We start from the raw sequence: 22,614 nt of genomic DNA on the forward strand, positions 1-22,614 counted from the left end.
TCTGTCCGCAGGCGCTGTTGGTGCAGAGATGACATGGACGTGGAGTTGGATGCTGGGCGTGAGTATCGACGCCGACGACAGACGCATGTGAATGCGCGACGACAGACATGGCGATCAAATGTTCCGTACTTCTCACGGATATCGTCGTAACCACTGTCGGCAGGTTCCAGTCCGCGGATTGAAAAACGTGACGTCAAATGGAGTCGTAATCCACCCCGAACATGCCAAAACAATGACCAAATTTTCGCCCAAAAACGTGAGTAGAACGTGATATGACACTTCGGTGCACCCGGCAAAATAGTAAAACCGCAGATCAGAGCCACATTTTGTGCCCCGGGCGGTGCCCCGGGCAGGAATTGAGTCCACGGCCAAGAGAATCTCACCCTCTGGATTCTGCCTGTTTCCGTTGGCTGCCAAAATCCGCGTGTTTCCCCGCTACATCGGTGTTTCCGAAGGTCGTGGTATGTCGTTCTTTGCCATAGTTCTTGGTAGAAAAGGGGAGTGCATGCTTTTCGCTCCCGACGGACTTTTGGTTTGGGCGTCCAATTCCGTAAAAACAGGCTTGCCAGAGCATTGCCATGGAGCGGCGCCTGCCGGCAGCTGTTCTCACAATTTTATGCCTCAGGATTGAGTCGAGGGATGCCCGTTCCTTGGGATTGCGAAACCGTTGTCTGGGCAAGTTGCCGGTGACCGTGTGACACCTTTTGGATTCCAATTGGTGTTTCGCTTACGGCCAAGAACAGTGGTCGGACTCCCACACTGTCGGGTTGCAAAATCTATGTTGTCTTGGCCGAGGTTTCAGTCCGGCCGGTGGCGGCCGTGAAACGTGCTTGTGGTCCGTTTGTGTGTGGGCGGGGTATGAGTGTGAATATCAACAATTCTGACGACGGTATGTCTCCGATTTGTCGTTCCGGTCGGCGTGAATTTGGATCATTTTCGTGATCTAAACAGCGAACGGATAGAAGTCTTCTACGTGGAACGATTCGCGACTGGTTGGTTTGCTATTGGCCGTACAAATCCGATGTCAAGCAAACCTTGGTAATACCCTGTCCTCTAATTGCAGATACGGTCGATGCACGCAGTCGGCTTGCCAGCAAACTGAGCGTTCCCAAAGAACCTTATGCACGATGCACCGTGCACACCTTGCCGAGCCCCGTTCGCGCCCCGTTTCACCGGTTCCGGTAGTAGTCCTTCCAGATGAGGCGGTGGACGGGGATCTTGCGGGGAATGGAACGCAGCCCGGGAATGAACGGCAGCACGGTCAGCGCCAGCGAGAGGATCAGCATGACTGAGACCACCAGGATGTCGGCATTGGGTGAGGACTTGAATGGCTGGATCTGGTAAAAGAACGAGAAGAGCCACAGCCAAGACTGCCCCGGGGTGTTCCCTGTTTCATTCATTACCCCCCATTGGTCTCCCGTCAGGTGCGCTGTGGTGGCCAGATTGGAAAAATAGCCGCCGTCGCCGAGGAACAGGATGGTGGGTGTGTAGTCCAGATTGTACGGCTGCCCCCCATTTTGAAGGACTCCGTCAAGATTTCCCTTGCTGGCCATGGCCAGCAATGCCCCTGTCAAGGCAGGGACGGGCCCGTAGTTGCCTCTGGCGACGTGTGCCGGGTCGCCGTTGGGTGAGGCGGCCAGTGCGGTGGTGTAATCGGCCGTCCATTTTGCCTGTTGATCGGCGGTGGCGGTGGTCCAGACAGTCAGAGCCGGCGGTGGGCTGGGCAGGGTCTTGAGTGGATTGATGACGAAGTCGTTGGCCGTGTCAATTGGAAGGCGCACGCCGGAGAGGGCCTGCAGGTCGATGAACCCGAGCTTTTGTGTGGCATCGGGCGTCGCGTTGTAGGGCGGGCCGTAGCCTGCCGTGTCGCTGGTCCCGCCCAATTCGGCGGTTGCGGTCGCGACGAAGTCCGACGGCGCCGCCGTGGCCCATGATTTCAATGTCACCCCCGGATCGTCCGGGGAACTGAAAATTGCCGAGAGGCAGACCACCATAAGGCCAACGACGACGAGGCCAATGGTGAGTTCCTTGAACAGGTCGTAGTCCCGGACACGTCCGTGCCAAGGCCGCCCGGCGATGTTGTCGCCTTTCCGCCACGACATCGGGGATGGGGTCCTGGTCATGGCTGTTTCACCTCCGTGTCAGTACCACCGGTGGTTGCGTCTCGCAGCTGCGCGTCGGTTTCGGCCGCATCCAAGGGAGGGACCACACCATGGGCTCGCACCATCACGACGTGCAGTGCGACCACGGCGCCGACAGCCAGGGGCAGCAGCATGATGTGCCACATGAAGATCTGGCCCAGGTTGGCTACGTTGAACCATGCCCCGATGCCGACGGAATTCAGGGCGTCTTTCGCTTCAAAGGCAATCCACTGGGAGTCGAAGTTCGTCTGCAGCAGGTAGCCGGTAAACGCTGTCACGATGGAGACAAGGAATGCCACCATGCCGGTGATCCAGGTCAGCAAGCGCCCTCCACGCCAGGCCGCCATCCAGAACTTGATCCACAGGTGGACGACCATGAACATGAAGAACAGTTCGACGCTCCACAGGTGCACGCTGTTCACAAAGTGACCCAGGGAGGAGACGTGGTACCACTGGGGTCCGTTGAGGCTGAGCACTACCCCGGAGCCGATGATGAAGACCAGCCCGGCAACGGCGCCCATCCCGAAGACGTAGGCCCAGGAGGCGACGTAGCTCGGTTGGTCCTCCGGCAACAGTTTGTCCGGGGGAAGATGCTTCAGGAACCAGCGTCGGGATTTGCCGGTCCATGTGTAGGCCCCGGTCCCCTCCACTTCCGGATCTGGCGAGGGGTTCTGGTGGGCGTTCATTTCCTTTCCCGTCCTCCGGGAAACGGCAGCATCAGCGCCAAGCCGAACAGGACGAGCATTACCACAATGACGATCAAGTTACCCAACTGGATGCTCACATCCCCCCAGTCAAGATAGGTTCCAGGGTTGATCGAGGATGAAGCAGCGCTAAGCAAGCCACCCATGTGATTCTCTATTCTGGCAATGGTTGGAAATTGGCTTTGGTATCACTTATATGGTAGTAGGTTTGCTTGCGGGTGTCGTTAGAAACTCAGGACTCTCATGCCAAAAGCCCCCGATGACCGTCAAAAACCGTTAGTTCCCAGAGGACTTCAGTTCAATGGCCTGGCTTGGCAGAAACAGTAAAACCGCAGGTCAAAGCCACTTCTTTTGTGCCCCGGGCCGGACTCGAACCGGCGGCCAAGAGAAACTCAGGATTCTCATGCCGACAGACATCGGTAGTCGCCAAAAACCTCCAATTTCTGGGGAAATTCAGGCCAGTGGAGTCCTTCGATATGCCATGATCTGCGGGTGTCTTTCGTTCAAAAACGTGAGTAAAACGTGACGAGGCCTTGCAGCGTAGCGCCGGAGCTGCTGTCTGACGGCGGTTTGCAGGTTCATCGGCATGGTCGTTGGCATGTCACTGGTTACGAATGGATGGAAAGTCGGTCAAATTCACCCTGTTAGCGGAACCGACAATAGAGTAGAGGCCGTATGAAATGCGATCGATTTGAGACGTTAAACTGCGAACTCAAAATAGGTTCGCGGAACGCGAATCCGTGAGAGGCAAGAACCGTTTCGTATCTCGCCCGTTCACCGGGACAGGTCACCGGACGGGCCAAACGGACACTCCGTGAGCTGCTAAATCAAAAGAGGAGGTCAGGGCACAAATTGTCTGGTGAGGGACCTGCTTGCGGGCAGCGGCAGCCGAGGACCACGGAACGGCGCACTTGGTGCGATTGGGCCGAAGAATAACGATCGATCAGTAGAAGCTCGGAATAGTAGCAAGCTCATCAGTTTCCTGACGTTGCCCCGCCTTTGCTATCAGGCGGGACGTGTTCTGCTCTCCAACGGATCTCCGTCAGAGGTGTACCCGTCACATTTCTTCGTGGGCGGAGCCGAGTGAATACGGACGCCTGCAGGTGGGGCTGGGTTCGCGAAGGATCACCAGAAGCGGGTATATTTCTGGCCTGTCTCACCCGTCCCATAGAATGCAGAAAATACCCAGTCGAACGGTGAGGACCTTTATGGCTACATTGCGAATGTGTGATGAGAGACTGCCCGGAGCTGGGGCGTCGGAGCTGCCTGAGCTGTCCGGCCTGCCGGACGTCATCACAATGGAGGAACTGATTCGGTGGCGCGTGCGTGAGGAAGTCGCACGCCACAACGCGCACGGCACTGCTAAATTCGGCAGACTGATCGAACTCTCCGCCACTGAGCGCGAGTTCAACGCTCACGGCCGACATGACTCCAGCCGAAAGGCCGTGAACTGGGAGCAGCAGGCTGACACAGCGGTGAGGGGTTTCGAACGGAATGCATTCTTCGTGCTGGTGGACGACCGGCAAGTTTGCAACCTCTCGGATGAGATTGACGTCCTGAAGGCTACCGAAGCCACCTTCATCAAGCTCATACCACTGGTCGGCGGATGAGCGGCATGGCCGAAGCAATGGGGCGCATTGCAATGCCCGAAAGCCTGCGCATGCTTGCAGAGGAGCAACGTGATCAGTTGGTGGGATTCCTTGAGGCTCGGTATTCGGATTGGATCCCGGGAGGTCTGGACCGAGACGAGTACCAGCAGCGGTTCGCTCGCTACCTAGAGCAGCTCGAACCAATCGGCCTTAAGTGTGCATTCGCGCTCACCTTCAATCATGTGCACGAGCACAGATATGGCATCGCTGAAAGATACTACGAACCGCTGGGGATCCCCGACGGCCTTAAGCACATGCCGCCGCCGATCGTGCAAGCACTACTTGTCCTTTCGGGGCTCGCGCCGCTGGGCTGGGACGCCGAGGAGCTCGACTGGATGCTGTCCCACGTGCCTTACTCCCGCTACATTTTTCCGTCTTGGCGCAATGCTTTTCACGGGCCGATCGCCTCGCTGGAGCCCGCTGAACGCCGGAAAATCCCAACGGCGACCCGCCGGATGGAAGAAATGCTGCTCGTTGACTTCCCTGAAGGGCCAGGGCTCCATCTGGAAGTCCGAAAATTCAATGAACTGCTGCTTGAGGACGACAAAGAAGACGGCCGCATCCCGCTGCAATACGTGACAGATAGGGACGACATCGGCCCGCAGGTAAGCATGGTCATCCGGCCTATCATGCCCGAATACCAATCCGCCCACCTGCTTCTCTTCATGAGCGAGCTGACCGGCCCGAAGCCCACGATGAAGTGGAAACGAGCCGCGGAAACGCACGTCGCGCAGCAGCCCGCGGTACTGCTGGTCGCCCGCGCTCTGGTCGGCTTGGCTGCGGACCGGACACCGACGGCGGACCGTGGCGAGATCTCATGCCTTACCCCGCACTCCGGGGCAATCCTGCGCGCATCCCTCTGGCTGCTTGCCCTCCAGCCGGATGCGCCCGCAGATATCAGCCTCATTCGTGATGCGGCCGCCTACTTGGGGGCCGGCCACAACGGCAGGAACGGACTCTGCCGTTCCACAACCGGGGCCAACGCCGGGGTGGAAGTGCTGCTGGAGATCGCCAGGAGCCATGTGGACGCCACCACGGAAGTCGTCGGCGCTCTGACCCGGATCCGGGATGTGGTCAAAAACAAGAACCTGCACAAACGCCTTGTCAAAGTCGTCGACCAGCTCTCCGCTGAACGAGGTATCACTCCCTCGGAGCTGCTGGAAACAGCCGTTCCTGATCTGGGACTGGATTCGGAGGGCGCCAAAACCTTCGCAATCGACGGGTACACGGCAAGGGTTGCGCTCACTCAGGGAGCAAGGGGGCCCGCAGTAGCTCTGACCTGGTTCACTGTGGGTGACGAACCAGTGCCGGAGCCGGCCAAGCTAAAGAACACCCCGGAGCGGGACACTGTAAAACGGGCGATAAGCGAAGCAAGGAATGTCTTGGCCAGCCAGTGTCGCCGGATCGAACGGCTCATGGCTTACGACCGAGTGTGGACAGGCGCCGACTTCCGGAGCCGCTACCTGGAACACCCTGTCGTTGGAACCATCGCGCGCGGCCTGCTGTGGACCATCACCTCGCAGGAAAGCGAAAATTCTGGGTACCCTCGGCGTGCAGACGGCGCTATCAGCTGGGAACTGGTTGATGCGGAAGGCAAGGCACACCGTATCGCCGACGACGCCGTCGTCGTGCTTTGGAAACCTTGGGAACGGAGTACCGGGGAAGTGCGCTCCTGGCGCTCATATCTCATCGAGCACCGGCTAAGGCAACCGTTCAGGCAGGTATACCGGGAACTCTATTTGCTGACGCCCGCTGAGCGAGAGACCAGACAGTACTCCAACCGGTTCGCGGCACACGTCCTTGATTATCCGCGGATGCAGGCCATTGTGAAGGAGCGCGGCTGGCATGGCACACAACTGGGACCTTGGGACGGCGGGCAGGACACCCAGCTGTATGTTGAGTTCGCCGATGAGCGGCTCAGGGCGGGGTTCAGTATCGAACTTCTCGAGCTCGACGAAGACCGCGCATCCCTGTGCTCAACCAACAGGTTATGGTTCGAGCGACTCATTGCCCCGGACACTTGGGAGTCCGTAGACCTGAATGATGTACCGCGTGGGGCATTCAGCGAAGCGATGCGTGACGTTGACCTATTTACCTCAGTGGCTGCAATCGCACCGGACCCGGACTGGACCGACCATCCGAACGGCCAAGTCAGGGAATACTGGAGCGCTTCGCACACAGCGGCACTCTCGGAATCCGCGCAGGTGCGCCATGAGTATCTAAGCAAAATCCTTCCCCACACGATTTTGTCCGCATGCTGCCAGCTGACCGACCGCCATCTCATCGTGCGCGGCACCTATCGCTCGTACAAGATCCATCTCGGATCGGGGAACATCCTGATGGAACCTGACGATTCGTATCTATGCATCGTGCAAGCGCCCAGAGCGCGGTCCGAACGCATCTTCCTGCCCTTCGAGGAAAGGGCTGGGAGATTGGGAACGATCCTATCCAAGGCCTTCATGCTCATGAACGACCACAGGATCACGGATCCATCCATCCTCAGCCAAATTCATGGAGCCCGGCCAAGGACGACAGGCTCTTGAGGGTAGGCCGGGGCCGATCGGGTTCGGCACCTTCATAGCTGTGAGTGGACTGCCGGTCCTTCGGGACGAGATCGAACAGCGATAAAGGTCGTCTAAGTGAGGATTTGATCGCTTCGTACTTTGCGAACGCTCGATGGTGTATTAGCGCACTGCAGAGGATCCGCTTTCGGATTGTTGAGAGGCGTCCCGCAGAGCCCAAAGTTCCCCTTGTAGGACGAGTTGAGAGTCTGGCTGGCGGGAAGGCAATTGCGTTGGGATGGATCTGCCACAGCACGTCGTTGGGCTGGTGGTCCACGGCAGTATCGCCGAATTGCGAGAGCTGGATGATCGAATCTGCCGCGCTGGGATGCTTGCAGTCTCGAGGGAAGTTCTTGGCTAACCGATGGTCGTCAGTGCCGGGAGTAGGACGATCGGAGGGCCAATATTTAGGAGCCTCCGGCCAAAGCAGGACTGGCCTTGAAAAACCGCGGATTCCCGCGATTATTCTGCCCGTAGATTGAAAAACGTGACGACAATCGGAGGCTGAATCGGCCCTAAGTAAGCCAAAAGCGTGAGCAACTTTTCGATCAAAAACGTGAATAGAACGTGATTCTATCCCTCGCCGCGCCCTGTTGAAACAGTAAAACCGCAGGTCAGAGGTTCTTTTTGTGCCCCGGACTGGAATCGAACCAGCGACCAAGAGAATCTAGCCATCTGGATTTTGCCTGTTATCGCTGATTGCCAAAATCCGCGTGTTTCCGCGGTACTTCGTTGTTTCCGAAGGCTATGGCATGTCGCGTATTGCCGTAGTTCTTGGTTGAAAAGGGGGAGTAAAAGGGGAGTGGAGACTTTTCGCTCCCGATATTCTTTTTGGAATTGGCGCCCATTGTCGTAGAAAGAGGCTTGTCAAAGTTTGGCCACGACGCAGCGTACGCCGCCAACTGTTCTCACCATTTTACGCCTCAAGGCCGGGACAAGGTGATGCCAAATGTTCACTGCGGCGAAACGTCTAAACCACGAATATGAGATTGCTTGATGGTTCCTCGTTCAGGGGACTTCGGGATTCAACGGCAGGTCGCGGATCTGCGTATCAGGGGTCCAGCCGGCCACTGCTGCCGTGATTACTGAATCATCCGCACCCGGAGTTACTACTACGGTTCCGCCTGGGCCAAGTGCATCGATGACCGCGTCGTCGACCGGCGTGAAAGAAACTCGGCTAGTAACGATCGGTCGAGCGAGGACGAATGACCGGTCCGCCAACGAGATTGTCGGTTGTTCGATCGCGACTGGAGAGTGTTCGCCGCGAGAGACTGCTCGAATTTCACTCTTTGCCGCCTCGATCTGTTCGGGGGTAGCGTCTTCAGGAATGGTCATCGAAATCTCCTGCCACTTACCGATGTGCGCTTTTCCTCCATAAATGGCGACGAAGGACTCGAAACGTGCGAACTGGCCAAGTAGCATTTCCATAATGTCGGGCATGACAAGATTCATCGTGGCACTCGCCTGGAGGGAGACCAGACCCGCCGCGACTGGTCGATAGTGAGTCAAGAGTGACGAGGGAGTCGTCAGGCCTCCTCCCTTCAGCATCTGCGCGCCGGTCATCATCTCAATGAAGAAGCTGTCAGCAGGATCGATAGAAGAAATCAACTCAATCTCGGCGAGCACGTCTGCTGGATCGTTTCCGTCGACATTGCCGACTGCGAAATTAACCTTGGGGTTTTTGCCATTCTTGTCGTCCCGCAACTCGAATGTAAGTAGTTGTGCAGGCGTGGTTGCATGCAGTCGCATCCAGCCTGTTGACGCCCCACTCGTCGCAGTGACTCCAGTAAGTGGAATCGAAATTTTGGTCGCTCCGTCGGTGTCGACGACTCGAAGAAGGAGGTCCGGGCGACGAGAGCCCTCCGCGAGCATGACACTCAACAGCGACTCTTCGTTGACTTCGCCGGCGAACGGGCCTCCGGATTGAACGGTTCTTGCACTTGCGTCAGTGAATGGGACACCCCACTCTCTCCAAAGCTTCACAGACTCGTACATCTCGGTGCCGGGCGGGTCAAGGAAGGTGACCCGGGTAGAAAGCGGCTCAAGCTCAGCAGCCTGGGCATGAGCCGGCTGTGTCGCCGCGGCCTCCGCTGCCGATTCAAGGACAGCTACAGCCGTTTCCCTGGCGTCTTCATGGTTCAGTCCCCATGCGACGCCTTCGAGGATAACGTGCTCAAGAGTCAGCTTCGTCAGGGAGCTCTGTCCATCGAGGGCATGGCCCGCGTTGGTCGTGGCTTCGAATAGTAGAAATGTCGGTGCCGTATCGTAGAGCGGGGATAGCATAATTTCCCCGCCCTTGCCGATGAGGATGGGACTGCCCCGGCTTTGCTTGACTCCTGACTTGTGAGGATACGTTCCTTGCAGCAAGGATATTGATATGCCTAAGCCTTTTCCCGCCGAGTTCCGCCGCGATGTTGTTTCCGTGGCTCGCAAGCATGAAGCACCGATCGCTCAGATCGCTAGGGATTTCGGGATCTCCGAGGCCACTCTGCATAACTGGCTCAAGAAAGCCGATATCGAGGACGGCACCCGCCCGGGTGTAAGCGCTGTTGAGGCGGCCGAGCTGCGGGATGTGAAGAAACGCATCCGGCTGCTGGAGCAGGAGAATGAGATCCTGCGTCGGGCCGCAGCGTTCTTCGCCCGGGAGCTGCCCCCAAAATGACGTTCCCGCTGGTCCTTGATCTTGCCGCGGACGGAGTCCCCGTCGCGGTGGCCTGCCGGGTGCTCGGCTTCTCCAAGCAAGCCTTCTACGCATGGAAGGCGGCTCCGGTGACGGACCGGGATTGGGCTGATGCGCATCTGATCAACGCCGCGCTAGATGTCCATCGCGACGACCCGGCGTTCGGGTACCGGTTCATTGCTGACGAGTTGAAGGACCAGGGACTGGCTGCGGGTGAGAACCGGGTCCAGCGCCTGTGCAGCAGCCAGCGAATCTGGTCCGTGTTCGCCAAGAAACGCGGCCTGACGCGCAAAGCGGGCCCGCCCGTCCATGACGACCTGGTCAAGCGGGACTTCACCGCAACGGCACCCAACCGGCTGTGGTTGACGGACATCACCGAGCACCGCACCGATGAGGGCAAGCTGTACCTGTGCGCAATCAAGGACGTGCATTCGAATCGAATTGTCGGCTACTCGATTGATTCACGCATGAAGGCGTCTCTGGCCGTTGCAGCTCTGCGCAACGCGGTGTCGCTAAGGTCGCCACAGGGGGCGGTGGTGCATTCGGATCGTGGCTCTCAATTTCGTTCCAACGCCTTCGTCCGGACCCTGAAGAGCAACGGGCTGACTGGGTCGATGGGGCGGGTGGGTGCGTGTGCTGACAATGCCGCCATGGAGTCATTTTTTGCGCTGCTGCAGAAGAACGTTCTGGACCGGCAGCGCTGGTCCACGCGGCAGGAACTGCGGCTGGCAATCGTGACCTGGATCGAGAAAACCTACCACCGGAAACGCCGACAACGACGACTTGGCCGGCTAACACCGATCGAGTTTGAGACAATGAATACCGGCCTCGAAGCCGCCTAGAAACACTAAACCCCGAGAGTCAATGAAACCCGGGGCAGTCCCGATCGAGTAGTTTTTTGAGTGTGCGTCCCCGTTTCCAATTAACAAGTTGAAGGTCACGGCTCGAAGTAAGTCGCGTTTGAACTCTTCCTCGTCAATGCTGTGAGGTGCTGCTATGGTCACCAGCCGGGTCAGGCGGGACGGTAATCCGGCCTGACTTTCTTCAAAAACATCGACTTCGTCAAGTGCAAGCGCCTGGAAGAAGTCTTCACTGTGCAGGACTTCGCCGCCGGGGGATAAGTCGAATCGCGTTACGATCAGCGCTTCACGCCCAGCAAGGGTCTCAATGTAAGCCTCCGCAGCTCTTAGACCTGCGGTTCGGGCAACTCGAAGGGCCCATTCCTCAGAGGGAAGCAGATGAGGGCCAGTGTAGTCTGACGGCCTGACGGTCTTGACGAGATGGGTTGCCGGCAAGTTGTTACCAGGCAGCGCCCATTCGTCTCCATTTCGCCTCAACATAACGGTGGACTCGATTGCGATCGCGAGGTCCTGATCTGTCAACGTGAGCGATTCGGGAAGCGCCTCGGCGAACTCACCAGCGGGGCGCACCTGGACGGCCCCGGTGATACCTATTGTTGGCTTAGATCGGGCAATATCCCCAGGCAACAGTTTGTCAAAGTAGAGAGATACTTGCGGCCCGCCGATGGGTATGTCTGAGACAGGAAGAGACAAGGACAGGCAGGGAGAGTTTACACCGTATTCAGAGACGACGTCCGCGTCGTATTGAAAAGACAGATCTGCATCGGAACGGGAAAGTACACCAACGTGGCGAGAATGGAGAAACACCTCGAATTTTGTACTCACCACTTGATCCAAAGGTGGCGAATTCTGTGGATTTGAGCGGCTTCACTGTAGAGGGCGCGACCCGAGGCGGTTGTGTCGAGACGGCCCAAAGGGCTGGGAACGGTAGGTAATAGCATGCGTTGATCATTTCACCAATACGGCTCCAGAACTGTCCCAGATCCTTGACACACCTCAATCTAGCCTGAGGCGCACTGGGTCTGATTGAAGCTCGTGTTATTCGATTCCGACCGGTTATTTCGCGGGCGGCCTAGACACCACAGAACGTGTCGTCGAACTCGGCAAGTGGCACGTCGCCGAGGTAGGCGTTGAGGCACTGCGTTTTGTACCAGGGCGCCCATCCGGGCTTCGCGAGTTCGAGGTCCTCGACTGTCTTCTGCGGCCCGGACCTTGCCAGGCCGCGGACGAGCTCGGTTTTGTGATGGTTGTTTACTGTGTCGGCCAGGGCGTTGTCGTTGCTTTAACCGGCTAATAATCGGTGGTGCTGCGCCATAACCGGACGCTCCGTCTGATGGAAGAGCCTCAACGCTTGAGACCATCAATTCCACGCCGGAAACAAAGTCCCGCCCCGCCATGACTTCAAAGAACCCATCCACCACTACCCTCCGACCCTGGCAGGCAACGCAAGACCACAGACACCCACAGCCAGGCTGCCAAGCCAATCGCGATCTAGACACTGACGATTCGTGCAGGACTGTGCGCGGAGGTGAACGTTTCGATGTCACACCTCCCAGGTATGGTCAAACCATGTACAACACAACAGGGACCCTCAGCAAGGACGTCAAAGACCCGAAGACCTCAATTGGTCAATACCTCCGAGTCACCTTTCCTAACATGAAGCCGCTACAGACTGAATACAAGGAGCTTGCTGGCGGTCTTGTCGTCGACTCGATGGGCGCCAACGCGGGTACCGTTGGGACTGCGTTCGATCTAGTCATTCGTCTAATGATCAAACCGGATGTTACCCCGAAGTCAACACTCGCTCTCTACCCCTTCAACACGACCTATCACTAGGTTGTGAACGATCTGGCTAGCATCGCTGGTCGGTCAGACGATGAAGAGCTGGCCACTCGGGCCGTCTGGGCACTCGCCCTTTGCGTCAATGCGTACCGGGCGGGTCCTGCATGGGCTCCGCTTGATCCAGATTTGGTGGACAGCGGCAACTTTTTCGTCGACACGATGCTTGAGCAAGCCGACGATAACGCTGTCGCCGAGCTACTCGCATTGAAAAAACTGGCCGAATTACGTCTGATTCCAAAACTTGCTGGCCCGTTTAGCCTTGGCCCAACATTTGAACTTTCCAAGCCCGGCGCTTCCCAGCGAATCGGAGCTGAAGCCGACCTCGTGGCAGGAGGTCTACTACTGGACATTAAGACTATTCTTGCCCCCAAGAACAGGGCAGGACTTCGTCCAGATGTGCTTAAGCCCGATAGCGTCTATCAGCTTCTGGGCTATGCGCTACTGGATTACTCCAATCAATACAACATCGAACAGCTCGGCATTTACTCGGCTCGTTACGGATCGCTGATCGAGTGGCCACTCGAGCGGGCCACCTCGCTTCTGTCCGGCGGGAAGTTCGATCTCTCCGTAGCGCGCCAAGAAGTCTGGGACCTAATGCAGCAAGAACTGGCCTAGTACACCACATCTGTATTGAACCTGCGACTATGAGGGGGAGAAGTTGAGCAACAAAAAGTTGAAAGACTTATGTACGGCACGTTTTGCTGTTGTGGACGGAGGCGGGCGACGATCGCGAGAGTGGAAGCTGTGGACGTACGCATCCAGCCGTCCGTCAGATGAAGTCTACTTAGCTCCCAGAGACTGCGGTGAATCCCTGAAGATCAGCATGCATTCAAAGGGTGAAAGTCAACTCGGCCTCGGGCCCAATATGCGAGGGCAATTGGCTTCGATTGACCGTCACGCTTTGGACCGATGGAGGGATAGCAACAACGGCGAAAAATGGAGAATCGCTTATGGTCTCTACTTCCCGTACGCAGAACTTCGTGATGGACCAACGCTTGAGTCTGGGAGCTTCAGGGTTCCAGTATCGAAGGCCAGTGAATGCACGCTAATGCTTGTAGTCATCTCCGAAGAAAAAACCGGTCCCAGTGCACTCATTTCAGCGTTGAGCAGTACAGGCGACTTCTCACTAGTTGCTAGGTTGCCCAGGGCTTCAGGCGGTGAGGTGTACCTGCTAGCCGGTGAAATCCCAAACCCTTCCACAGCAATCGCAAATGCCAAGAAATTGCTCACGATGCCTAGCAAGATATGGGAGCTCCCGTACGCCATGGGGACGGATCGAGCCTTCGCTGCATATTTCGACGTACATCCAATGACAAGACAACGATTCGCCCTCGAGATTGCCCTTGACGAATTTGTTGTGCCCAAGGCGCCGCTGGTCTATGAGAAGTTCAGGGGAACTGTAAGTGCTTGGAATGCTGTGCTACTGGCTCAAAAACCAGAAGTGTGCAGCCTCTTATGCATCGAAAAGGACGGAACAGAGAGAATATACGTCAACCAAGGCATGCGCTGTAGTCACGAAAATCTCTTCACCCGTGCGCATGATGTGCTTGACGCCTTCCACAACGATGGACCAGATCGCGGTTGGACGAAGAGAAACGACGGTGTTTGGATGACCCGCCTCGTCTCGCCGAAGCTAGCGGAACGCCAATGGGCAGCCGATCCGGACGGACGTTCCACGGGTCTTCCAGGATGGACCTACAAGGGGCCGCAGGAAGGCCACTTCATACCGGAGGATGTTGAGCGAAACATTCGCGAAAACACATTGTCAGAGGCAATTTGCATCACAGGTGGGCATATTCTCTACGACGTGAGTAGGCCCCAGCCGTTGCTTCGGATTGGCTATTTTGACGAACAGCTAATCCCTCGAGAGCATCAATTCTATTCAAGTACCTCAGTAGAAGGCTGAGGACATCCGCATGCTGTTGAGCTGCATCGTCGGCCCCTACAGCGTCGAATAAGGAGAAGGATTCAAGATTTCCAGTAACAAGCCGACAATGAAGAAGCTGTCGAAGAAGAGGAGCCTGGGTGTATTCGTGAAAATGAATACTGAGGGTTGCGCACGAAAGTTGCTGTCAATCTACGTCAACAAACGCGATGGCGGGGTGATGGTTTCTCCCTACTTAGAAAACTGGGGAGAAACAACTTGTTCGCGACTCACTCACTCTCCGTCTGACGGATTGCTACCAGTCAGGGAGAGCTACGTGACTACCCGGCCTGACAACCCTCCAAAATTTCACTACCATCGCTCCGGCATGTCCTCAGTCCAGCCGGTGAAGTTTGAGAGAGGTGACGGCCGCCAGACGATTCATCTACCTTCAATGGACGAGTTGGATGGAGTTCAGATCTTCTCGCTTGCCGCGCGGCTACCCCATTATCTGCCATGGAATCATAGGCCGCGGCAAGGTGACATTGTCTATTTTCTGGACACGCCCGGTATTCAGTCCTTGTACATGAGCGGCATTATTTATGATCGTGACAAAATTCCGTCGGAGAGCGTTGGAACTCAACAAGATGGCGAACCAGTAGTCCTCACGTCAGGCGATAGGAACGCTTTTCTAATCGACTTATCGGGCTATGGCGTTGAAGCGATCTTGAGCCTTCATTTCGGACCTAGACCTCAGGATTTGCCCCATTTCGCCGCTGATTTTAGCTTGGTCAGCACCCATCAAGACCATCTCTACATCGAAGGGGCAATAGCAATTCACGCAGGGCCGGGCATTCCCTTCCTTGGGATGATGTCGCCGATTCCCTCACTGAGCGAATTCCATCGAACAGACGCTCTTGATCTGGTAGAGAACGAACACAGAATCACCAATCGAAATCCGTGAGTGCTCTGTAGTTGGGTCGGCCTCAGCGAATGCCAGCCCAGACGTGAGTAGACGGGGACGACGTGCTGATCCATTAGGTTCCACTGGGTTTACCCGTCGCCAAAAGCCTGCAGTACCTCTGTGTTGTCGGGCGCTTCGTGCGTTTTCTGCACGTAGTGCTTGCTGGTGATCTTTTCGTTTGAGTGCCCGAGCTGTGCCGTGGCGGCGGCAATACCCTGGGTGTTGGAAAGGATCGTACCGACCGACTTCCTGAACGTGTGCGGCGTGATCCAGTCATACCCAAGGGATTCTCTGACCTCTCGCCATTGCTTGCGAAAGCTATTTGGATCACGGATCGTTCCCACGCTGGAGGCAAAGACCATGCCAAGGTCGTTGGTTCGCGCAGTGTCGGATTGACGCTTGCGGAGGATTTCAACGGCGAAGGACGGCAGGAAGTACCTCTGCCGTGAGTTGGAACTCTTCGGATGGTCTTGAATCTTCAGGCCACTTGTGCTTTTGATTATGATGACGGTCCCATTGACCGTCAAGGTGGGCTTTACTGCATCGAGGTCTACGTCCGTCCAGTGAAATCGCAAGGGCCTGGCTGATGCGGGCGCCGGTGGCCAGCATAATGTCCACAACTTCCAGGATGCCCGTCACCGGCAGCCCGTCGGGACGCCTGGTCTGCTGCTGCCACGCATACACGCCCTTACCAAGGGTTTGACGCGACACTTGAAGTGACGACGTCGGCAAAAATTGTGGCTGACGCGTACACTTCCGGTATGACCTGGCGCAAGATGAACCTCTCCATCAAATTCTCTTGATCGTCTTGTTTTCCGCCGTGGTAGGTGCCATAGCTGCCGTAGCGGTTGCGGTTGGCATGAACATGACCGACTCACGTACCACCTCCATACAAGAAATACCTACCGCTAAGCCGACGCCGTCCGTTACTACACTTGTTGCCAAGCCCCCGCGTACTAGAGCCCCCGAGACCGTAAGAACGCCTGCACCTTCGCCAGCGGAGTCTATTCAGGAGTTGCCACCCTCAATAGCCACGATCGCCCCTGAAGTTATTGAAGCCGTGACCGCCACGCCGCTCGTATCTGCCCCGGAGACTCGACCGCCTGTGGATACATGCCCGTCCGGTACAGTCTCAGCGAGCTTGGATTCTATTATCTTCGAATTTCCGTACTCTACCCTTCCGAACGAGGTAACAGTCGTGGGACGTGGGACACTTCACAACGGCACGAGTGCGGCGGTCCAAGTCAACGAGCGTGATGTGCCAAACCTTGAGGGACTGAACGCCCGTGGACAGACGTCAGCGATTGCGCTTTACGGAGACTACGACTGGGCGCCCTCACCGGGAGTCCCTAGCGGTGGTGTTATTGTCGTGGAACCCGGTGAATCAGTTACCTACACGGTCAAGGACGACACTCTCGCGAGCAGTATTGCCGAGGTCACTCATTGGTATTCTTCAACAGAAAGCGGGTGGCTCCAGATGTACTTCAGCAATGCTGGTAGCCTCTGCAACGTTGCGGGAATGAATCCGGGTTCAGGGAAAGCAATCCCTAACGATTTCGTCCCCCGTGGTCCGTAGCTCCTAGTCGTCCACCGATTGCGGGTCGGTTCCCTATTTATCAGGTTCTGGAAATTCTCCGTTGTCGAGAATGGCAGCCAGGTCGCAATGCGCAGCCTGGGAGCGTCCTCCAATTATTGGGTTCCTGCAACTTCAGCAGCATCATGGGCCGGCATGAATGAACGGCACTTGCGGCCGCGGGCGCGAGGCTGGTCGCGGGAGGAAGGTTTTCCTGCTGGCTCTTGAAGAAGCGATGCTCGCCGTAGCTGGCGCGGCAAGTCGGGTGTCCAGCGGTGGCCCTGAACATTCTGCACTGGACTGCGACTGTCGACCTGGCTTCTTTGGCTTGTCTATTTCAGCCCCAATATTTGTCAGAATTCGCTGCCAATATGGTTGGATTCTTAGCTCTCGAATTGCTGTATCTTACTTGCCGAAACACAGGAGGTTCGGCCGTAGCTACTCGAGGGACAGCGATTGGGGCAGGGGCACTTGCCTACTTTGACTGCCTGAACGGCCCACCGACCATCTCGGATTACCCGAATTTATTGTCTCGGTACCAAAAAGGGGAGTTCGTTGTACTGAAAGGGGGAGTGAACTTGGAAGAAAACTTTGCTGAATTGGGGGAGTGGCAGGGGAATCGGCATCCAACATCCTCTACTCTGCAGGGCATAACCGCAGGTCAGAGGCCCTTTTGTGCCCCGGTGTCAAGGGCCATGAGTTTCTGCCCACCAGCGGTCAGGTTTTCTGCCCGCTGGTGGCCAGCAAAAGTGCCCGGATATGGCCATGAGATCTGCCCACAACTTTAGATTTGTGGTTGGCCATTCCGATCCAGTGTTTTAGCTCAGTTTCGTTACTCCCTTCCCCGCCAGGGCTTGGGTGAGCCTGACGGAGTCACCACTGGTCTGGCAGACATGGGCATGGTGCAGGAGCCGGTCAACTGTCGCTGTCGCCAGGGTTTTAGGCATGAGCTCGTCGAAGCCGGCCGGGTGCAGATTGGAAGAGATCGCGATGGAGCGTTTCTCGTAGGCGGCATCCACGACCCGGTAAAGTCCCTCGGAAGCATCAGTACCCACGGGCAACAAACCAATATCGTCAACCACCACCAAATCAGCGCGCAGCACCCGGGTGATAGCTCTAGTGACACTGTCATCGGTGCGGTGGGCGCGGATGAGCTGACCGAGGTCCTCGAGCCGGAACCACACCACACGTAAACCTTCTTCGACGGCTTGCTGGCCCAGGGCCTCGAGGAAGAACGTTTTCCCGGTACCGGAGGGCCCGCAAACGACAAGGTTTTCCCCACGCCTAATCCATTCCAGAGTCCGCAGGGCTTGCTGAGTCGGGGCCGGGATCGAGGAAGCGGCCGGGTCCCACACATCGAAAGTTTTCCCGGTCGGGAACCCGGCCGCCTTGCGCCGGGTGGCGAGCATCGAGGCGGCCCTGCCACGGATTTCCTCGGCAAAGAGGGCTTTGATGACCTCTACTGGTTCCCAGCGCTGGGCACGGGCGGTAGCGATGAGTTCCGGCGCCAAGGTGCGGGCGTGGGGCATCTTCAAGGAACGCATCATCGCCTCGAGGTCCTGTGGCAGTGCCGGGGCGGTGGTGTTGATCGGGTTCACTGCTTTACCTCACTGACGGTGGCGGTTGTTGTGGTGATCGCGGCCCAAGCGCCGGTGCCCTGAGTCAGGGAGGTGCCCTCGTTCGCGGTGTGGGTGGTGATGTTGGCCCGTCCTGCTTGCAGGATTGAGGAAAGATCTCCATGGGCGAACCGTCCATGAATCGCCGCAGTCCCTAGGGCCCGGTCAACATCAATGACACCGGCGATCTTCGCCAGAGAAACAGCCTCAGCCATTTTCACGTTGATCCGTTGAGTGCCAACCGCGGCTGCTTCCTTGAGCCAGGTAACGGCACCACCACCGATGGCCAGGAACTCCGCCTCGGCCCCGGTACGGGCCCTGGGTGTGTAATCGCCCGGGATCCTTTCCACATACCCGGGAAAGTGATCGTCATTGATTGCAGGGCTCCCTGGTCTGGCACTGCCGTGGCGGGCGACTTCCACCGGGCCATTCACGCCGTGGTGCACGATGACGACCTTTTCATCCGGGCCAGCCCCGTGGGAACGAACGAACACCCGCTGCCCCAACAGGTGGGACGGCACGGAATACATGGCGTTGTTGAACGTGACCATGGGCGTGTTCGGTGGCACGGTGCGTGCTAATCCAAAAGAGACCGTGTGGGCGTCATCGGGAACCCGATGCAGGCGCAACACCTCCTCAGCAAGCATCAACGCCGGTTTACGCTTGGTGCTGCGGTGCTCACGAGCATTGATGTGGGCCATGAACTCCTCACACGCGGCCTCCACCTCAGCGAAGGAACCATACGCCTCGCGCAGGTTCGTGTCCTTGGGCACGATGTCAGCCTTAGCGACCTTTACCGCGTTCTCCACCCCGCCCTTGGAAGCAGGATCCGCCGGCTGACACGTCAACACGGTCACCCCGTAGTAGCGGGCGAAATCCACGGTTTGCAGGTTTCTCACCGGTACCCCGGCCACGTGGGAGACAGTTACCGTCTTCTCGTTGTCAGTGAGGATATAAACCGGAGCCCCGCCAATAATGCGGAAACAGCGATCGAGAGCAGCGAACACAGATGGTGCTGTCCGGTCCCGTAGCGCGATGACGATCCGGAATCGTGACCAGGCCAGCCACGCCACGAACAACACCGTCTTCACACCATCGATGGAGGGGCCGTCGCCGAAATCGTACTGTAGCCAGCCGCCAGGTTCTGTGATCCAGGGGCGGTGCACGCGTACCCGGCCGAGCTTCCACGCGTCTTTGACTTGGGCTATCGCGCGGCGGGTGGAACGCTCCGACCCTTCGAAACCCATGCCTACCAGTTTCTGGTGGGCGACATCAGCCCGGATCCGGCCACGCGTCTTTTCTACGAGTTCCTCGATCTTGGGCAGGTACTCATCAGTGATCTTTTCCCTGGATACTGGTTCCGCCAAAGGCTTGCCGGCAGTGCGGGCGGCGACGTGCTTGGCTACGGTGTGGTGCGAACAACCCGCGAGGACTGCCGCGGCGCGAAACGACTTCGTAAGATCGTACGCTTCAAGAATTTCCATGATTTCTCCGTCAGACTTCATACAGAGCCTCTTCCTGGTGTGGTTTGGTGCGACTAGACACCGACATCAAACCCCAGGAAGGGGCTCCCGCCGTTAAGAACACGACGAGGCTAGTAAAAAGAGTGGGCAGATCTCATGGCCACCAATGGGCATTTCTGCTGGCCAGCAGTGGGCACTTTCGTGGCCGCCTATGGGCAGTTTTTCATGGCCGCTAACACCCCGGGCCGGAATCGAATCGGCGGCCAAGAGAATCTAGCCGCCTGGATTCTACCTGTTGTCGTTGACTGCCAAAATCGTCGTGTTTCCGCGGTACTTCATAGTTTTCGAAGGCCGTGGCATGTCGTGCATTGCCGTAGTTCTTGGTTGAAAAGGGGGAGTAAAAGGGGAGTTCCTCCTCAGGGTCCCTTGACATCATTTGGGCTTCGACTGCGAATAGCTGCGTGAACAGGTTCATTAGTGATCCACCTTCAGGCGGTGCGGGCCATTGTCCTCTCCTACCATTTTACGCCTCTGACTTGGACCTAGGCGATGCCAGGTGCCCCAGATTGAGAGGCCGTCGACTACGGTTGGGTCGGGAGACACGGCATTATTCGCGGCGATCTGAGCTCCGTTGTGGTCGCCCAAGGTAGATCGCTGGTTGCAAGGAAACGGCCGAATGCTGATGAGAGGCGCGTAGGATCCAATGTGGTTAGTTATGTTGATCGTGAGGCAGGGCGGGCGTGCCATCTTAAGATTCCGTAGGCCTTGGCGATGTGTCTCACCGCTGGCCATGGATACTCATTTCGCCATGGCGTGCCACGACGGAATCGGTGACGCAGTTATGCATGTGGAACGAGCGCCCAATGCGGTGCCGCCGCGGACCGGCGAGGATGTGAAATATGTGCGAGGCAGTATTGGTTTGAGCCATGCCGGCATCCGAAGCAGCCTGGACTGAGCGATGAAGCGGGACTGGATATCTTCCCAGCCTGACATGTAGGTGTAGGGATCCGCCACTAACAACTGTGACCCATATCCAGAGTCCTTGGGAAGGGGCCACCTCGTGTTGAACATCGACCACCCGCAACGGACGAGTCACTCCACCACGGAACGGCCGAACAGATTCACTTTGACGACATAGCCGCGGCACGCCTCAAGGCCAACCAGAATGAGAGGCCTGGTCGTCACGATGACGTCGCCAACGAACCCCCAACCAATGTGGCAACATCGTCACCCACAATGACTAATGCATCGCCAGAGAATGGCGACGCGTAACAGCAAGGTAGAGCTCAATTGCTCTCTTGCTCAAATGGCATTTGTGCTGCCGAGAGACACATAAATAGGGGATCCCAATATGATCGAGTCAATATTTGGGAAGGAATCCCAATATTGTTGGGATTTATTCGCCGCTGACTTTCGAAATACAACTTGCTGAGCGACAGCTAGGAAGGAGATACGCTGTTGAAACGGCGCCAATAGCCGTTGGGCATGGGCAACCCCCGCAAGCATTCTGGACGTGCTGCTTGGATCTCCTTCATAAGTCACGTCCAGATCTTCCATCATTCTATTTAGCGCGGACCATGCATATGAGTGGAGGCCAAATTCTTGTTCCGGCCGTCTATCACCGACCAAAAACTGGGCAGATCCGGTCATTACCAGCAGGGTTGCACCCCGTTTGACAAGCCAGATCACTGTTCCTCCGGCCACCAAGGCCCACTGAGCGAGTTCGTCACCCGACACGTACGTCTGCGGAAACTGGATGGTCCCGACAGTTCCGGTTTTTGTAAGCACATCACGAACGATTACTATTTTCGCATATTCTGAATCAGTTATATCGTTGTTCTTTATTAATAATGAGGCCAATTTGAGATCCAGTTTAAGCTCGGTAGATACTTTTTTCAGCATTTTCACTGGTACCTGAGAATATAGCATGTCAATTTTTGTGGAACTGCGATATAAATAATATTCCACGGAAATTACCACCTCAGTTGATTGGTAGTTTTTATTAAAACGGTGTTATGAATCATTCTAGCTACCATTTCACTTGAATCCTGCGCAGAATTCGAGAATATTTTGGACATGCTTGATTGCTAGGCCGCTCTTTGGTCTAATCGGGACTAGTAAGGTTGGCTGAATCTGAAATTCGGCCCAGTTCGCTTCCTTGGGCCCTAATTCATCGTCTACCCATACAATAGCATCCCAGTATAGTCTTTCCATTACCCATCTTCTGTTCAGCCAGCTGCTAATTTCATTGGACTTAATTGCGGTATTGGAATGATAAATATTTTGGCTTCCAAGTGAAATTATTCGACTTTCAACTCCCATTTGGGCACCAAGACTCGCAACTTGGTCATATGGCCACGCCGTCAGCCAGACGATGTCAGCGGCCTTCGATATTCTTTGTATGGACTCAGCAATTCTAGAATCTACGACGAACTCTAACTCATCACCATAGTTTGAACCACCTCGAAGTATCCGCGGATCTATGACTCCATCGACGTCTAGGAAAATGATGACCTTCATGTGTCGATTGTTCCATCAGGACAGAAAATTGTCTTTAGATGTCGAAACTTATCGGACCCATCATCCAATGGAGAACTGGAGCTGACGTGCGGCAGGTCGGCCGTGCGCGGTGCAGCCCGATAGTCAGGATTTGAATCGTGAGTGGCCGAGTCGGCTTTTTGGTCTAGCCCATTGTTC

18 protein-coding genes and 1 pseudogene are annotated in these 22,614 nt (G+C 56.6%); 8 read left to right on the plus strand and 11 right to left on the minus strand.

The annotated features are described in order from the left end of the window. Window positions 1-1,169 precede the first annotated feature (1,169 nt). The 3 genes from AS189_RS09295 to AS189_RS20210 are packed head-to-tail and all read right to left on the minus strand — an operon-like array spanning window position 1,170 to window position 2,991. Window positions 1,170-2,123, minus strand: coding sequence for a hypothetical protein (locus AS189_RS09295; protein ID WP_237760025.1), 954 nt, complete (start codon window positions 2,121-2,123; stop codon window positions 1,170-1,172). After that, window positions 2,120-2,827, minus strand: a complete 708-nt coding sequence (locus AS189_RS09300) for a cytochrome b N-terminal domain-containing protein (protein WP_062287871.1) — start codon at window positions 2,825-2,827, stop codon at window positions 2,120-2,122. The genes AS189_RS09295 and AS189_RS09300 overlap by 4 nt, the downstream gene beginning before the upstream one ends. Continuing rightward, a complete protein-coding gene (locus tag AS189_RS20210; RefSeq protein ID WP_160320808.1) occupies window positions 2,824-2,991 on the minus strand; it encodes a hypothetical protein in 168 nt (55 codons plus the stop codon). The genes AS189_RS09300 and AS189_RS20210 overlap by 4 nt, the downstream gene beginning before the upstream one ends. Window positions 2,992-4,053: 1,062 nt before the next feature. Between AS189_RS20210 and AS189_RS09305 the strand changes: the two genes are divergently transcribed. Together AS189_RS09305 and AS189_RS09310 are read left to right on the plus strand one after the other, a co-directional pair. After that, window positions 4,054-4,455, plus strand: coding sequence for a hypothetical protein (locus tag AS189_RS09305; RefSeq protein ID WP_082634188.1), 402 nt, complete (start codon window positions 4,054-4,056; stop codon window positions 4,453-4,455). Then, window positions 4,452-7,037: a DUF4132 domain-containing protein gene (locus AS189_RS09310; RefSeq protein ID WP_082634189.1), complete on the plus strand. Its 2,586-nt coding sequence runs from the start codon at window positions 4,452-4,454 to the stop codon at window positions 7,035-7,037. Before AS189_RS09305 ends, AS189_RS09310 begins: the two co-directional genes overlap by 4 nt. Before the next feature lie 1,026 nt (window positions 7,038-8,063). On the opposite strand, the gene AS189_RS09315 is transcribed toward AS189_RS09310, so the two are convergent. Further along, window positions 8,064-9,422: a hypothetical protein gene (locus AS189_RS09315; protein WP_062287881.1), complete on the minus strand. Its 1,359-nt coding sequence runs from the start codon at window positions 9,420-9,422 to the stop codon at window positions 8,064-8,066. Between the two features lie 10 nt (window positions 9,423-9,432). On the opposite strand from AS189_RS09315, the gene AS189_RS09325 reads away from it, so the two are divergent. Continuing rightward, a protein-coding gene (locus tag AS189_RS09325; RefSeq protein ID WP_129587218.1) for an IS3 family transposase occupies window positions 9,433-10,577 on the plus strand; the annotation gives its coding sequence in 2 pieces (ribosomal slippage) (window positions 9,433-9,706 and window positions 9,706-10,577; 1,146 coding nt in all). On the opposite strand, the gene AS189_RS09330 is transcribed toward AS189_RS09325, so the two are convergent. Continuing rightward, window positions 10,527-11,420, minus strand: coding sequence for a type II toxin-antitoxin system HipA family toxin (locus AS189_RS09330; RefSeq protein WP_062287887.1), 894 nt, complete (start codon window positions 11,418-11,420; stop codon window positions 10,527-10,529). The two genes, AS189_RS09325 and AS189_RS09330, sit on opposite strands and share 51 nt — an antisense overlap. Before the next feature lie 247 nt (window positions 11,421-11,667). After that, window positions 11,668-11,877, minus strand: a pseudogene (locus AS189_RS20690) (IS3 family transposase); the annotation flags it as partial. 287 nt (window positions 11,878-12,164) lie between these two features. Between AS189_RS20690 and AS189_RS09335 the strand changes: the two are divergent. From AS189_RS09335 to AS189_RS09350, 4 genes are all read left to right on the plus strand, one after another. Continuing rightward, window positions 12,165-12,431: a hypothetical protein gene (locus tag AS189_RS09335; protein WP_062287891.1), complete on the plus strand. Its 267-nt coding sequence runs from the start codon at window positions 12,165-12,167 to the stop codon at window positions 12,429-12,431. Between the two features lie 3 nt (window positions 12,432-12,434). Then, on the plus strand, window positions 12,435-13,052 hold the full coding sequence (locus AS189_RS09340; protein WP_062287894.1) for a hypothetical protein: 618 nt from the start codon (window positions 12,435-12,437) through the stop codon (window positions 13,050-13,052). Between the two features lie 43 nt (window positions 13,053-13,095). After that, a complete protein-coding gene (locus tag AS189_RS09345; RefSeq protein ID WP_129587219.1) occupies window positions 13,096-14,343 on the plus strand; it encodes a hypothetical protein in 1,248 nt (415 codons plus the stop codon). 88 nt (window positions 14,344-14,431) lie between these two features. After that, window positions 14,432-15,265 carry a hypothetical protein gene (locus tag AS189_RS09350; RefSeq protein ID WP_062287901.1) on the plus strand — a complete coding sequence of 278 codons (834 nt, stop codon included), beginning with the start codon at window positions 14,432-14,434 and terminating at the stop codon, window positions 15,263-15,265. 89 nt (window positions 15,266-15,354) lie between these two features. Here AS189_RS09350 and AS189_RS09355 read toward each other — a convergent pair whose 3' ends face one another. The 3 genes from AS189_RS09355 to istA all read right to left on the minus strand — a co-directional run bounded on the left by AS189_RS09355 (window position 15,355) and on the right by istA (window position 19,959). Then, window positions 15,355-15,792, minus strand: coding sequence for a tyrosine-type recombinase/integrase (locus AS189_RS09355; protein WP_062287905.1), 438 nt, complete (start codon window positions 15,790-15,792; stop codon window positions 15,355-15,357). A gap of 1,864 nt (window positions 15,793-17,656) precedes the next feature. Then, on the minus strand, window positions 17,657-18,436 hold the full coding sequence (gene istB, locus AS189_RS09360) for an IS21-like element helper ATPase IstB (protein ID WP_272946725.1): 780 nt from the start codon (window positions 18,434-18,436) through the stop codon (window positions 17,657-17,659). Further along, window positions 18,433-19,959, minus strand: a complete 1,527-nt coding sequence (gene istA, locus AS189_RS09365) for an IS21 family transposase (protein WP_062286435.1) — start codon at window positions 19,957-19,959, stop codon at window positions 18,433-18,435. The genes istB and istA overlap by 4 nt, the downstream gene beginning before the upstream one ends. A 748-nt stretch (window positions 19,960-20,707) precedes the next feature. Between istA and AS189_RS20215 the strand changes: the two genes are divergently transcribed. Next, entirely contained in the window at window positions 20,708-20,872 is a 165-nt protein-coding gene (locus AS189_RS20215) for a hypothetical protein (protein ID WP_160320809.1), read from the plus strand. 347 nt (window positions 20,873-21,219) lie between these two features. Here AS189_RS20215 and AS189_RS09370 read toward each other — a convergent pair whose 3' ends face one another. Next, window positions 21,220-21,885, minus strand: a complete 666-nt coding sequence (locus tag AS189_RS09370; protein ID WP_129587220.1) for a DUF7019 family protein — start codon at window positions 21,883-21,885, stop codon at window positions 21,220-21,222. Window positions 21,886-21,954: 69 nt separating this feature from the next. Next, window positions 21,955-22,437 carry an HAD domain-containing protein gene (locus tag AS189_RS09375; protein ID WP_062287911.1) on the minus strand — a complete coding sequence of 161 codons (483 nt, stop codon included), beginning with the start codon at window positions 22,435-22,437 and terminating at the stop codon, window positions 21,955-21,957. Window positions 22,438-22,614 lie beyond the last annotated feature (177 nt).

The sequence above is a fragment of the Arthrobacter alpinus genome (genome assembly GCF_001445575.1).
Taxonomy (GTDB): domain Bacteria; phylum Actinomycetota; class Actinomycetes; order Actinomycetales; family Micrococcaceae; genus Specibacter; species Specibacter alpinus_C.